The sequence below is a fragment of the Enterobacter cloacae complex sp. IR5412 genome, from assembly GCF_049237385.1.
GTDB classification, from domain to species: domain Bacteria; phylum Pseudomonadota; class Gammaproteobacteria; order Enterobacterales; family Enterobacteriaceae; genus Enterobacter; species Enterobacter intestinihominis.
This window is the reverse complement of record NZ_JBMKHQ010000024.1, coordinates 1-13319: the sequence shown is the minus strand read 5'-3', so window position 1 is coordinate 13319 and position 13319 is coordinate 1. Positions and strand designations below refer to the sequence as shown.

Sequence of the window (13319 nt, the reverse complement as noted above, 5' to 3'; positions counted from 1 at the left end):
GTAAAGCGGTTGTTGAAGCGGTCTGCGCGGGATAATTATCAATAAACACATGTAGATCGAGGCTGACTATGAAGAACATCGTTTTATGCTGTGCAGCGGGAATGTCAACCAGCATGCTGGTTCAACGTATGAAAGATGCCGCGCAGAAAAAAGGAGTCGAAGTAACCATTAAAGCCGTTCCGGTCGCGGAGTTTAAAGATAACATCGCGACGGCTGATATCGTATTACTGGGGCCACAGGTTAAATACGAACAGGCAAAACTCCAGGCGCAGGCCGATCCGCTCGGAAAAAAGGTCGCGGTTATCGACATGATGGATTACGGCATGATGAAAGGTGATGCCGTACTGGAAAAAGCGCTCAAGCTGCTGGAGTCATAATGGAAGACTTAGAAACCACAATCATGGAGCTATTGGTCAATGCAGGTGCGGCGCGCAGTGCGGCCCTGACAGCGTTGCAAATGGCGCGAAAAGGTGACTTTGACGAAGCCGAGAAAGCGATGGAAGAGTCGCGTGAATATGTGAAACATGCGCATACTATCCAGACGCAGCTTATCGGTCTTGATGAAGGGACAGGTAAACTTCCGGTTAACCTGATCACCGTTCACTCTCAGGATCACCTGATGAACGCGATGGTCATTCAGGATCTGGCGGGCGATATGATTGAGCTTTATCGACGCATCCCGTTAGTGAATTGAAGACATACAGACGTAAAAAAACCCGCCGAGGCGGGTTTTTTATTGTCGGGTGGCGCTGCGCTTACCCGACCTGTGATTCATATGCCCGGTAATTTTACCTACCGGGCATCAACGATTACTCGTTGTCGGAACCGCCCAGACCTGCGTTCAGCAGTTCTGCAAGGCTCGCGGATGCATCTTCGGCAGTCACCTGCGGTGCAGCTGGCAGTTCGCCCGCTGCGCGACGACGCATACGATCCTGGTGGTACGCATAACCGGTACCGGCCGGGATCAGACGACCCACGATAACGTTCTCTTTCAGACCGCGCAGTTCATCACGTTTACCTGCAACAGCCGCTTCGGTCAGGACACGAGTGGTTTCCTGGAACGATGCAGCAGAGATGAAGGACTCGGTTGCCAGAGACGCTTTGGTGATACCCAGCAGATCGCGTGCAAAGGTCGCACCGATTTTGCCGTTCGCTTCCAGATCGCGGTTAGCGATCTTAACGCGTGAGTATTCAACCTGCTCGCCTTCCAGGAAGTCGGAGCTGCCCGCGTTTTCGATGGTTGCTTTACGCAGCATCTGACGAACGATAACTTCGATGTGCTTATCGTTAATCTTAACGCCCTGCAGACGGTATACGTCCTGTACTTCGTTAACAATGTAACGAGTAACAGCATGCACACCACGCAGACGCAGGATGTCGTGCGGCGCTTCTGGACCATCGGAGACCACGTCACCACGTTCCACGCGTTCACCTTCGAACACGTTGAGCTGACGCCACTTAGGAATCATCTCTTCGTACGGCTCGCTGCCATCTACTGGCGTGATAACCAGACGGCGCTTACCTTTGGTCTCTTTACCGAAGGAGATGATACCGCTGATTTCAGCCAGGATAGCAGGCTCTTTCGGACGACGTGCTTCGAACAGGTCCGCAACGCGTGGCAGACCACCGGTGATGTCCTTGGTACCGCCGGATTCCTGAGGAATACGCGCCAGGGTGTCACCAGAGCTGATCTGTACGCCATCTTCCAGCTGTACAATCGCTTTACCCGGCAGGAAGTACTGCGCAGGCATATCGGTGCCAGGGATCAGAACGTCGTTACCCTGAGCATCAACGATTTTCAGTGCAGGACGCAGATCTTTACCACCGGTAGTACGTTCAGCAGAATCCAGAACCACCAGAGAAGACAGACCGGTCAGCTCGTCGGTCTGACGAGTAATGGTCTGGCCGTCGATCATGTCAGTGAAGCGGATGAAACCACTTACTTCGGTGATAACCGGCATGGTGTGTGGATCCCAGTTTGCTACGGTTTCGCCGCCGGCAACCTGCTCGCCATCACCTTTCGCCATAACCGCACCGTAAGGCACTTTATAGCTCTCTTTGGTACGACCGAATTCGTCGATCAGCTTCAGCTCGGTGTTACGAGAAGTCACAACCAGCTTGCCTGCGGAGTTAACAACAGACTTCGCGTTGCTGAGCTTGATGCTACCTTTGTTTTTCACCTGGATGCTGGATTCAGCAGCCGCACGAGATGCCGCACCACCGATGTGGAACGTACGCATCGTCAGCTGTGTACCCGGCTCACCGATGGACTGTGCCGCGATAACGCCGATAGCCTCACCTTTGTTGATGATGTGGCCACGCGCCAGGTCACGACCGTAGCAGTGCGCACACACACCAAAGTCGGTGTCACAGGATACAACGGAACGCACTTTCACAGAGTCAACAGAGTTCGCTTCCAGCAGGTCACACCACTGTTCGTGCAGCAGAGTGTTGCGTGGAACCAGAATGTCTGCGGTGCCCGGCTTCAGGATGTCTTCCGCGGTCACGCGACCCAGTACACGATCGCGCAGCGGCTCTTTAACATCACCACCCTCGATAACCGGGGTCATGGTGATACCTTCGAGGGTGCCACAATCGTCTTCGGTGACGACCAGATCCTGCGCAACGTCAACCAGACGACGCGTCAGATAACCGGAGTTCGCCGTTTTCAGTGCGGTATCCGCCAGACCTTTACGCGCACCGTGCGTGGAGATGAAGTACTGGAGTACGTTCAGACCTTCACGGAAGTTCGCGGTGATTGGCGTTTCGATGATGGAGCCATCTGGCTTCGCCATCAGACCACGCATACCTGCCAGCTGACGAATCTGTGCCGCAGAACCACGCGCACCGGAGTCGGCCATCATGTAGATGCTGTTGAAGGAGACCTGCTGCTCTTCTACGCCGTCACGGTTAATCACGGTTTCGGTTTGCAGGTTATCCATCATCGCTTTGGATACACGATCGTTCGCCGCAGCCCAGATATCGATAACTTTGTTGTAACGTTCGCCTGCGGTTACCAGACCAGACTGGAACTGCTCCTGGATCTCAGCAACTTCAGCTTCCGCTTCAGAGATGATCTCGTGTTTCTTCTCTGGGATGACCATGTCATCGATACCAACAGATGCACCTGAACGCGCTGCATAAGCAAAGCCGGTGTACATTGTCTGGTCAGCGAAGATAACGGTCGGCTTCAGGCCCAGAATGCGGTAACAGGTGTTCAGCATTTTGGAGATCGCTTTCTTGCCCAGCGCCTGGTTGACGATGGAGAAAGGCAGACCTTTCGGTACGATCATCCACAGAATCGCACGGCCAACGGTCGTGTCTTTCAGGCTGGTAATCGCCACGAATTCGCCGTTTTCATCTTTTTCGTATTCGGTGATACGCACTTTAACGCGCGCATGCAGAGAGGCCAGGCCAGCGCGATAAATACGCTCAGCTTCTTTCGGGCCAGTCAGCACCATGCCTTCGCCTTTGGCGTTAACACAGTCACGGGTCATATAGTACAGACCCAATACAACGTCCTGAGAAGGAACGATGATAGGTTCACCGTTCGCTGGAGACAGGATGTTGTTGGTAGACATCATCAGCGCACGCGCTTCGAGCTGGGCTTCCAGCGTCAGCGGTACGTGAACAGCCATCTGGTCACCATCGAAGTCGGCGTTATAGGCCGCACAAACCAGCGGGTGCAGCTGGATCGCTTTACCTTCGATCAGGACTGGCTCAAATGCCTGGATACCCAAACGGTGCAGAGTTGGTGCACGGTTCAGCAGTACCGGGTGTTCGCGGATCACTTCGTCCAGGATATCCCAAACGACAGCTTCTTCACGCTCAACCATTTTCTTAGCGGCTTTGATGGTGGTGGCCAGGCCACGCAGTTCCAGCTTGCCGTAGATGAACGGTTTGAACAGCTCCAGAGCCATTTTCTTCGGCAGACCGCACTGATGCAGACGCAGGTATGGACCTACGGTGATTACAGAACGACCGGAGTAGTCAACACGCTTACCGAGCAGGTTCTGACGGAAACGACCCTGCTTACCTTTGATCATGTCGGCCAAAGATTTCAGAGGACGTTTGTTAGAACCGGTGATCGCACGACCGCGACGACCGTTATCCAGCAGGGCATCTACCGCTTCCTGCAGCATACGTTTTTCGTTGCGTACGATGATGTCCGGCGCAGCCAGATCCAGCAGACGTTTCAGACGGTTGTTACGGTTGATCACGCGACGGTACAGATCGTTCAGATCCGACGTTGCGAAACGACCACCATCCAGCGGAACCAGCGGACGCAGATCTGGCGGCAGAACCGGCAGAACGGTCAGGATCATCCACTCTGGTTTGTTACCAGACTGTACGAACGCTTCCAGCAGTTTGATACGCTTGGTCAGCTTTTTACGCTTGGTTTCGGAGTTGGTTTCGTTCAGCTCTTCGCGCAGAGTTTCACACTCTTGCTCCAGATCCATGCTCTTCAGCAGGGCCTGGATAGCTTCCGCACCCATCTTCGCGTCGAATTCGTCACCGAACTCTTCCAGCGCGTCCAGATACTGTTCTTCGGTCAGGATCTGGTTACGTTCCAGATTCGTCATCCCGCCTTCGATCACAACATAAGATTCGAAGTACAGAACACGTTCGATATCGCGCAGCGGCATATCCAGCAGCAGGCCGATACGGGACGGCAGAGATTTCAGGAACCAGATGTGAGCAGTTGGAGACGCCAGCTCAATGTGGCCCATACGCTCACGGCGTACTTTGGTCTGGGTCACTTCAACGCCGCACTTCTCACAGATCACACCACGGTGTTTCAGGCGCTTGTACTTACCGCACAGGCACTCGTAGTCTTTTACTGGCCCGAAAATACGCGCGCAGAAAAGGCCGTCACGCTCAGGTTTGAACGTACGGTAGTTGATGGTTTCCGGCTTTTTAACTTCACCAAAAGACCATGAACGGATCATGTCTGGCGAAGCCAGAGCAATTTTGATCGCATCAAACTCTTCGGTTTTAGTCTGCGCTTTCAGAAACTTTAATAAATCTTTCACGGATTTGCTCCCGTCGGAGTTAGCACAATCTGGTGTCGGGGGTTAACCCGACACCAGTGACCTGTTTGAGCGAGAATTACTCGTCTTCCAGTTCGATGTTGATACCCAGCGAACGAATCTCTTTCAACAGTACGTTGAAGGATTCTGGCATGCCCGGTTCCATCTGATGGTTGCCGTCTACGATGTTCTTATACATCTTAGTACGACCATTCACGTCATCAGACTTAACGGTGAGCATTTCCTGCAGGGTGTATGCTGCGCCGTATGCTTCCAGCGCCCACACTTCCATCTCCCCGAAGCGCTGACCACCGAACTGAGCCTTACCACCCAGCGGCTGCTGAGTAACCAGGCTGTAAGAACCGGTAGAACGAGCGTGCATCTTGTCGTCGACCAGGTGGTTCAGTTTCAGCATGTACATGTAACCTACGGTTACCGGACGCTCGAACTGTTCACCGGTACGGCCGTCAAACAGCGTAATCTGACCAGACGTTGGCAGACCACCCAGTTGCAGCAGCTCTTTAATTTCAGCTTCTTTTGCACCGTCGAATACCGGCGTTGCAATTGGCATACCCTTACGCAGGTTTTCCGCCAGACGCAGAACTTCATCATCGCTGAAGGTGTTCAGGTCGACTTTCTGACGCACGTCGGTACCCAGATCGTAGGCACGCTGGATGAACTCGCGCAGTTTCGCGACTTCTTCCTGCTGCTTCAGCATGGCGTTAATCTTGTCGCCGATACCTTTCGCAGCCATACCCAGGTGGGTTTCCAGGATCTGACCGATGTTCATACGAGACGGTACACCCAGTGGGTTCAGTACGATATCTACCGGCGTACCGTTAGCATCGTGCGGCATATCTTCGATCGGGTTGATCTTAGAGATAACACCCTTGTTACCGTGACGACCTGCCATCTTGTCACCAGGCTGGATCTGACGTTTAACAGCCAGATACACCTTAACAATCTTCAGCACGCCTGGTGCCAGATCGTCGCCCTGAGTGATTTTGCGGCGTTTCGCTTCGAGTTTTTTCTCGAACTCGTGTTTCAGTTCGTCATACTGCTCAGCCAGCTGTTCCAGCTGATTCTGTTTCTCTTCGTCGGTCAGGCCCAGCTCCAGCCAGCGATCGCGTGGCAGTTTGTCGAGCTTCTCAGCTTCAACGCCACCGGCAACCAGCACCGCATAGATACGGCTGAACAGACCCGCTTCGAGGATTTGCAGTTCTTCAGACAGGTCTTTCTTAGCCTGCTTGAGCTGCATCTCTTCGATTTCCAGCGCACGCTTATCTTTCTCAACGCCGTCACGAGTGAAGACCTGAACGTCGATAACCGTACCGGAAACACCGTTTGGTACGCGCAGAGAAGAGTCTTTAACGTCAGACGCTTTCTCACCGAAGATAGCACGCAGCAGTTTCTCTTCTGGCGTCAGCTGGGTTTCGCCTTTCGGTGTAACCTTACCAACCAGAATGTCGCCGCCGGTCACTTCCGCACCGATGTAAACAATACCGGATTCATCCAGTTTAGAGAGCGCAGCTTCACCCACGTTAGGGATGTCGGCAGTGATCTCTTCTGGCCCCAGCTTGGTGTCACGGGACACACATGCCAGTTCCTGAATGTGGATGGTGGTGAAACGATCTTCCTGAACCACACGCTCGGAGACGAGGATGGAGTCTTCGAAGTTGTAACCGTTCCACGGCATGAACGCTACGCGCATGTTCTGACCGAGCGCCAGTTCACCGAGGTCGGTGGACGGACCGTCTGCCAGCACGTCGCCGCGCTCAACTGGCTCACCCAGAGATACGCAAGGCATCTGGTTGATACAGGTGTTCTGGTTAGAACGGGTGTATTTGGTCAGGTTGTAGATGTCGATACCCGCTTCGCCCGGATACATCTCGTCTTCGTTAACTTTGATAACGATACGGGATGCGTCAACGTACTGAACGGTACCGCCACGCTTAGCAACTGCTGTAACACCGGAGTCAACGGCAACAGCACGTTCCATACCGGTACCAACCAGCGGCTTATCAGCACGCAGAGTTGGAACGGCCTGACGTTGCATGTTCGCACCCATCAATGCACGGTTGGCGTCATCGTGTTCCAGGAACGGGATCAGGGACGCACCGACGGATACCACCTGTTGGGTGGATACGTCCATGTAGTCAACCTGGTCGCGGCTGAACAGGCTGGATTCGCCTTTGCTACGGCAGGTAACCAGATCTTCTACAAAGTGGCCTTCGTCATCCAGGTTGGAGTTCGCCTGAGCGATAACGTAGTTGCCTTCTTCGATAGCAGACAGGTAATGAATTTCGTCGGTAACCACACCGTCGGTCACTTTACGATACGGGGTCTCAAGGAAACCGTATTCGTTTGTCTGTGCGTACACGGACAGGGAGTTGATCAGACCGATGTTTGGACCTTCAGGCGTTTCGATTGGACATACGCGACCGTAGTGAGTCGGGTGTACGTCTCGAACTTCAAAGCCTGCACGTTCACGGGTCAGACCGCCTGGGCCGAGTGCAGAGATACGACGTTTGTGCGTGATCTCAGACAGCGGGTTGTTCTGGTCCATGAACTGAGACAGCTGGCTGGAACCGAAGAACTCTTTCACTGCCGCAGAAATCGGCTTGGCGTTGATCATATCCTGAGGCATCAGGGTATCCAGATCGCCCAGAGACAGACGCTCTTTCACCGCACGCTCTACACGAACCAGGCCAACGCGGAACTGGTTTTCCGCCATTTCGCCTACGGAACGGATACGACGGTTGCCGAGGTGGTCGATATCGTCCACTTCGCCTTTACCGTTACGGATATCGATGAGCTTCTTCATCACTTCAATGATGTCGTCTTTGCTCAGGATACCGGAACCTTCGATTTCGTCGCGCAGCAGAGAACGGTTGAACTTCATACGACCTACCGCGGACAGATCGTAGCGGTCTTCGGAGAAGAACAGGTTCTCGAACAGGCTTTCAGCCGCTTCGCGAGTTGGTGGCTCACCAGGACGCATCATGCGATAGATTTCAACCAGCGCGCTCAGACGATCGTTGGTTGGGTCGACGCGTACAGTCTCAGAGATGTACGGACCGTGGTCCAGATCGTTGGTGAACAGCGTTTCGATACGTTTGTGGCCAGACTGGCTCAGCTTAGCCAGCAGATCCAGGCTCAGCTCCATGTTCGCCGGGCAGATCAGCTCGCCAGTTGATTCATCAACGTAATCTTTCGCGGCTACTTTTCCTGCAATGTATTCAACCGGAACTTCGATGTGTTTGATATCATCTTTTTCCAGCTGGCGGATGTGGCGCGCGGTGATACGGCGACCTTTTTCCACATACACTTTGCCGTCGGCTTCGATGTCGAACGACGCGGTCTCACCACGCAGACGTTCCGGCACCAACTCCATCTGCAACTTGTTGTCGCGGATTTCAAAGATCACTTTCTCAAAGAACAGGTCCAGGATCTGCTCAGTGGTATAGTTCAGTGCACGCAGAATGATGGTTGCAGGCAGCTTACGACGACGGTCGATACGGACAAACAGGTTGTCTTTTGGATCGAATTCGAAGTCCAGCCATGAACCACGGTAAGGAATGATGCGTGCGTTATACAGTACTTTACCGGAAGAGTGCGTTTTACCTTTATCGCTGTCGAAGAAGACACCCGGGCTACGGTGCAGCTGGGAAACGATAACACGCTCAGTACCGTTGATAACGAAAGTACCGTTGTCCGTCATGAGTGGAATTTCACCCATGTAGACTTCTTGTTCTTTAATGTCTTTTACGGTGCCTTCCGGCGCTTCGCGCTCGTAGATCACCAGACGCAGTTTTACGCGCAGCGGTGCGGAATAGGTCACGCCACGGATCTGACATTCCTGAACGTCAAACACCGGTTCGCCAAGGCGGTAGCTGACGTACTGCAGCTCGGAATTACCGCTGTAGCTCTGAATCGGGAACACGGAACGGAAGGCTGCTTCCAGGCCGTACTGCCCTTCAGGATCTTGCTCGATAAACTTCTGGAACGAGTCAAGCTGGATAGAAAGGAGATATGGAATGTCCAGAACTTGTGGACGTTTACCAAAATCCTTACGAATACGTTTTTTCTCGGTATAGGAGTAAACCATAGGGTTCCTCAGCTCGCTGACAAGTCGACCCATCTGTCCGACGAAGGGACAGTTTGTGCAACACCATTTTGTGGACCGGAAAATTGAATACTTTCCGCAATACCTGTTGCTATCACGCTTAAACCATTTCATTGCGATTTACACAGAGCGAGCACCCTGTCGCAGTATATTAAGTCGTCGATAGAAACAAGCATTGTCAGGACAACCAGCAGTCAAACAGTGTGAAATGCTGCTGATGCCTTACAGCGCAAAAAGGCTGGTGACTAAAAAGTCACCAGCCATCAGCCTAATTACTTAGGCTGCAACCAGAAAAGTTGGCTTATTTAACTTCAACTTCAGCGCCAGCTTCTTCCAGAGATTTTTTCAGTGCTTCTGCGTCGTCTTTGCTCACGCCTTCTTTCAGCGCAGCTGGAGCAGATTCTACCAGGTCTTTAGCTTCTTTCAGACCCAGGCCAGTTGCGCCACGTACTGCTTTGATTACAGCAACTTTGTTCGCGCCAGCAGCTTTCAGAATTACGTCGAATTCAGTTTTTTCTTCAGCAGCTTCAGCCGGGCCCGCAGCTACAGCTACAGCAGCAGCAGCAGAAACACCGAATTTTTCTTCCATTGCAGAAACCAGCTCTACAACGTCCATTACGGACATAGCTGCTACTGCTTCAATGATTTGATCTTTAGTGATAGACATTTAAATTGTTCCTGAAAATCAGAATAAGTTTATACGTAAGCAAATGCTTTATAAAGATAACTGCGATTAAGCAGCTTCTTTCGCATCGCGTACAGCAGCCAGAGTGCGAACCAGTTTGCCAGCCGCAGCTTCTTTCATGGTTGCCATCAGGCGTGCAATTGCTTCTTCGTAGGTCGGCAGGGTGGCCAGGCGATCGATTTGCGATGCCGGGATCAACTCACCTTCAAAGGCTGCAGCTTTGACCTCAAATTTTGCATTCGCTTTCGCGAACTCTTTGAACAGACGAGCAGCAGCGCCCGGGTGTTCCATAGAGTATGCAATCAGGGTCGGACCAACAAACGTGTCTTTCAGGCACTCGAACTGAGTACCTTCAACTACGCGACGCAGCAGGGTGTTACGAACAACACGCATGTATACGCCAGCTTCACGACCTGCTTTACGCAGTTCAGTCATTTTGTCTACAGTAACGCCACGGGAATCCGCAACTACTGCAGACAGCGCGCCTTTGGCTACTTCGCTGACTTCAGCAACAATCGCTTGTTTGTCTTGAAGATTTAAAGCCATTAGCTTTGCTCCTGGATGTTTGCCGGAACTCATGTTCCGGAACTCACTTCACTCGACCCAACGGGAAGAGCGTCTTAATACGGTGAGCAGAAACAAGCCAGAGTATTTAAAATAATCTTAGCGTTCTGTCACCGTCTACGCAGGGGATTAAGTTTCTTGCGAAACACCTGCGGTCTTCGACGGAGGCCTGGATAGGCCAGGCTCCAACGAACAATTCTTTTAGCCGCTAACTTTTGTTAGCAAACGTGGGGGTAAGATTGTAGACAAAATCACCGCCCACGTAAAGGCATTAGTTTGCAGCAGCGCTCAGGCCAGCCTGGTCAACTGCAACACCTGCACCCATGGTGGTGGAGATGCTAACTTTCTTGATGTACACGCCTTTCGCCTGAGTTGGTTTAGCTTTTTTCAGCGCAACCAGCAGAGCTTCCAGGTTTTCTTTCAGTTTGTCAGCGTCAAAGTCCACTTTACCGATGGTGGTGTGGATGATGCCGTTTTTGTCGTTACGGTAACGAACCTGACCTGCTTTAGCGTTCTTAACCGCTTCAGCAACGTTAGGAGTTACAGTACCCACTTTCGGGTTTGGCATCAGGCCGCGTGGACCCAGAACCTGGCCCAGCTGGCCAACAACGCGCATTGCATCTGGAGAAGCAATAACAACGTCAAAGTTCATTTCGCCTTTCTTGATCTGATCAGCCAGATCTTCCATACCTACCAGTTCAGCGCCGGCAGCTTTAGCCGCTTCAGCGTTTGCACCCTGAGCAAATACAGCTACGCGTACGGAACGGCCAGTACCGTGTGGCAGTACAGTTGCGCCACGAACGTTCTGATCGGATTTACGAGCGTCGATGCCCAGGTTAACGGCAACGTCAACGCTTTCAACGAACTTAGCAGTTGCCAGTTCTTTCAGCAGAGCGATAGCTTCGTTGATGTCGTACTGTTTGGTCGCATCAACTTTGTCACGGATCACGGACATGCGCTTGGTCAGTTTAGCCATTTCTTAGTCCTCCACTACCAGGCCCATGGAACGTGCAGTACCTTCAATGGAGCGAGTCATCGCTTCAATGTCGGAACCAGTCATGTCGGCAGCTTTGGTCTGCGCGATTTCCTGCAGCTGAGCGCGGGAAATTTTACCCACTTTGTCTTTGTTCGGCTTACCGGAACCAGACTTGATGCCCGCTGCTTTCTTCAGCAGAACTGCTGCTGGAGGGGTTTTGGTAACGAAAGTGAAAGAACGGTCAGCGTAAACAGTGATTACAACTGGGATTGGCAGACCTTTTTCCATGGATTCAGTTTTGGCGTTGAACGCTTTACAGAATTCCATGATGTTCACACCCTGCTGACCCAGAGCTGGACCAACTGGTGGACTTGGGTTCGCCATACCTGCTGCAACCTGCAGCTTGACGTAGGCTTGTACTTTCTTAGCCATTCTAAAATCCTCTGATTGGGTAATAACGCCTCGGAGAGGCTCCCCGTGAATAAAATTCGTTTTACGGGTCGGAACCCATAAAAACAAAAGGCGCGAAATTGTATTCCAATCTCGCGCCCTGTGCAACGATTAAATCGTCGCTTTTTTGATCGCTGCTTAGGCTTTTTCTACCTGAGCAAAGTCCAGCTCTACCGGGGTCGCACGACCAAAGATAGAAACGGAAACTTTCAGGCGGGACTTCTCGTAGTCCACTTCTTCGACGACGCCATTAAAGTCAGCAAACGGACCGTCGTTAACACGAACCATCTCACCCGGTTCAAACAGCGTTTTCGGACGCGGTTTATCACCCACCTGCTGGAGGCGGTTCATAATCGCATCAACTTCTTTGTCGCTGATTGGCGCCGGACGGTCAGATGTGCCGCCGATAAAGCCCATCACGCGTGGTACGCTGCGCACCAAGTGCCAGCTCGCGTCGTTCATCACCATCTGAACCAGCACGTAACCCGGGAAGAATTTACGCTCGCTTTTGCGACGTTGGCCGCCACGGATCTCAACCACTTCTTCGGTCGGAACCATAACTTCGCCAAATAACTCTTCCATATTGTGTAATTTGATATGCTCACGCAGCGACGTAGCTACGCGGCCTTCAAAACCGGAAAACGCCTGAACGACGTACCAGCGCTTTTTAGGGGCTTCAGACATCTCAGAACCTCAGGCCAGTGATAAAGGATACCAGGCGAACCAGAATACCATCCAGTCCCCACAGGATCAGTGACATTACAGCGGTTACCGCCGCTACAATCAGCGTGGTGTGCAATGTTTCCTGGCGAGTCGGCCAAATGACCTTGCGGACTTCGGTACGCGCTTCGCGGGCAAACGCAACGGTCGCTTTGCCTTTCGTCGTCAACAGCGCGACACCACCCGCCGCAGCAATCAGAATTACCACTGCAAGCGCGCGTAGCGGCAGCATCATGTCACGATAAAGATAGTTGCCGACAATCGCCACAATCAGCAGCACGGCTACAACTACCCATTTCATCGCTTCCAGGCCGCGCCCGCTCCCTTGAGCTTCGGTATTCGCACTCATAAACCAACCTGTCAGAAGTATTCTACAAACATTTTCACCCCGCGAGTGCGAGGCAAACCAATCGAAATGCTATTCGCTTTTCGTATTATACGCTCTCCGCAGAGCCTGTCTCAGCAATGATTATGACAAAATTAATCACTGATGAGCCAGGTTCTGATGTGAAAGCGTGCAAAAAGGGCATCAAATGATGCCCTTTTATTGCGCATTGCGTCAAATGTTATCAGCGATTAGCCGAGAACTTTAGCAACAACGCCCGCGCCAACGGTACGGCCGCCTTCACGGATTGCGAAACGCAGACCGTCGTCCATCGCGATTGGGTGGATCAGAGTCACAACCATCTTGATGTTGTCGCCTGGCATTACCATCTCTACGCCTTCTGGCAGTTCGATGGTACCGGTCACGTCAGTTGTACGGAAGTA

At 52.4% G+C, this 13319-nt stretch carries 10 protein-coding genes and 1 pseudogene; 2 read left to right on the top strand and 9 right to left on the bottom strand.

Annotation, left to right across the window (positions count from 1 at the left end; all coding sequences use genetic code 11):
* Nucleotides 1-68 precede the first annotated feature (68 nt).
* Both ACOTX2_RS24025 and ACOTX2_RS24020 read left to right on the top strand, forming a co-directional pair.
* Nucleotides 69-377: a PTS sugar transporter subunit IIB gene (locus ACOTX2_RS24025; protein ID WP_010425948.1), complete on the top strand. Its 309-nt coding sequence runs from the start codon at nt 69-71 to the stop codon at nt 375-377.
* The gene (locus ACOTX2_RS24020; protein ID WP_003862327.1) at nt 377-694 is read left to right on the top strand and encodes a PTS lactose/cellobiose transporter subunit IIA; all 318 of its coding nucleotides are present in this window, start codon (nt 377-379) and stop codon (nt 692-694) included. The genes ACOTX2_RS24025 and ACOTX2_RS24020 overlap by 1 nt, the downstream gene beginning before the upstream one ends.
* A gap of 115 nt (nt 695-809) precedes the next feature.
* Here the strand turns inward: ACOTX2_RS24020 and rpoC are convergent, their stop codons facing one another.
* From rpoC to tuf, 9 genes and pseudogenes are all read right to left on the bottom strand, one after another.
* Nucleotides 810-5033, bottom strand: a complete 4224-nt coding sequence (gene rpoC, locus ACOTX2_RS24015) for a DNA-directed RNA polymerase subunit beta' (RefSeq protein WP_023299069.1) — start codon at nt 5031-5033, stop codon at nt 810-812.
* Nucleotides 5034-5109: 76 nt separating this feature from the next.
* Nucleotides 5110-9138 carry a DNA-directed RNA polymerase subunit beta gene (rpoB, locus tag ACOTX2_RS24010; protein ID WP_023299068.1) on the bottom strand — a complete coding sequence of 1343 codons (4029 nt, stop codon included), beginning with the start codon at nt 9136-9138 and terminating at the stop codon, nt 5110-5112.
* 319 nt (nt 9139-9457) lie between these two features.
* Entirely contained in the window at nt 9458-9823 is a 366-nt protein-coding gene (gene rplL / locus ACOTX2_RS24005) for a 50S ribosomal protein L7/L12 (RefSeq protein WP_002445276.1), read from the bottom strand.
* A 66-nt stretch (nt 9824-9889) separates the two neighbouring features.
* Nucleotides 9890-10387 (bottom strand): 50S ribosomal protein L10, encoded by a 498-nt coding sequence (rplJ, locus tag ACOTX2_RS24000; protein WP_003862338.1) that lies wholly within the window; start codon nt 10385-10387, stop codon nt 9890-9892.
* A gap of 289 nt (nt 10388-10676) precedes the next feature.
* Nucleotides 10677-11381, bottom strand: coding sequence for a 50S ribosomal protein L1 (rplA, locus tag ACOTX2_RS23995; protein ID WP_006810530.1), 705 nt, complete (start codon nt 11379-11381; stop codon nt 10677-10679).
* Nucleotides 11382-11384: 3 nt separating this feature from the next.
* Nucleotides 11385-11813, bottom strand: coding sequence for a 50S ribosomal protein L11 (gene rplK, locus ACOTX2_RS23990; protein WP_003862340.1), 429 nt, complete (start codon nt 11811-11813; stop codon nt 11385-11387).
* 156 nt (nt 11814-11969) lie between these two features.
* A complete protein-coding gene (nusG, locus tag ACOTX2_RS23985) occupies nt 11970-12515 on the bottom strand; it encodes a transcription termination/antitermination protein NusG (RefSeq protein ID WP_003862341.1) in 546 nt (181 codons plus the stop codon).
* Nucleotide 12516: 1 nt separating this feature from the next.
* Nucleotides 12517-12900 carry a preprotein translocase subunit SecE gene (gene secE, locus ACOTX2_RS23980; protein ID WP_003862342.1) on the bottom strand — a complete coding sequence of 128 codons (384 nt, stop codon included), beginning with the start codon at nt 12898-12900 and terminating at the stop codon, nt 12517-12519.
* A gap of 227 nt (nt 12901-13127) precedes the next feature.
* A pseudogene (tuf, locus tag ACOTX2_RS23975) lies at nt 13128-13319 on the bottom strand (elongation factor Tu); the annotation flags it as partial.

Excerpts from the sequence above, each read along its gene's own strand:
- ACOTX2_RS24025 (WP_010425948.1), top strand. The coding sequence starts at position 69 with ATGAAGAACATCGTTTTATGCTGTGCAGCGGGAATGTCAACCAGCATG.
- ACOTX2_RS24020 (WP_003862327.1), top strand. The coding sequence starts at position 377 with ATGGAAGACTTAGAAACCACAATCATGGAGCTATTGGTCAATGCAGGT.
- rpoB (WP_023299068.1), bottom strand. The coding sequence starts at position 9,138 with ATGGTTTACTCCTATACCGAGAAAAAACGTATTCGTAAGGATTTTGGT.
- rplL (WP_002445276.1), bottom strand. The coding sequence starts at position 9,823 with ATGTCTATCACTAAAGATCAAATCATTGAAGCAGTAGCAGCTATGTCC.
- rplJ (WP_003862338.1), bottom strand. The coding sequence starts at position 10,387 with ATGGCTTTAAATCTTCAAGACAAACAAGCGATTGTTGCTGAAGTCAGC.
- rplA (WP_006810530.1), bottom strand. The coding sequence starts at position 11,381 with ATGGCTAAACTGACCAAGCGCATGTCCGTGATCCGTGACAAAGTTGAT.
- rplK (WP_003862340.1), bottom strand. The coding sequence starts at position 11,813 with ATGGCTAAGAAAGTACAAGCCTACGTCAAGCTGCAGGTTGCAGCAGGT.
- nusG (WP_003862341.1), bottom strand. The coding sequence starts at position 12,515 with ATGTCTGAAGCCCCTAAAAAGCGCTGGTACGTCGTTCAGGCGTTTTCC.
- secE (WP_003862342.1), bottom strand. The coding sequence starts at position 12,900 with ATGAGTGCGAATACCGAAGCTCAAGGGAGCGGGCGCGGCCTGGAAGCG.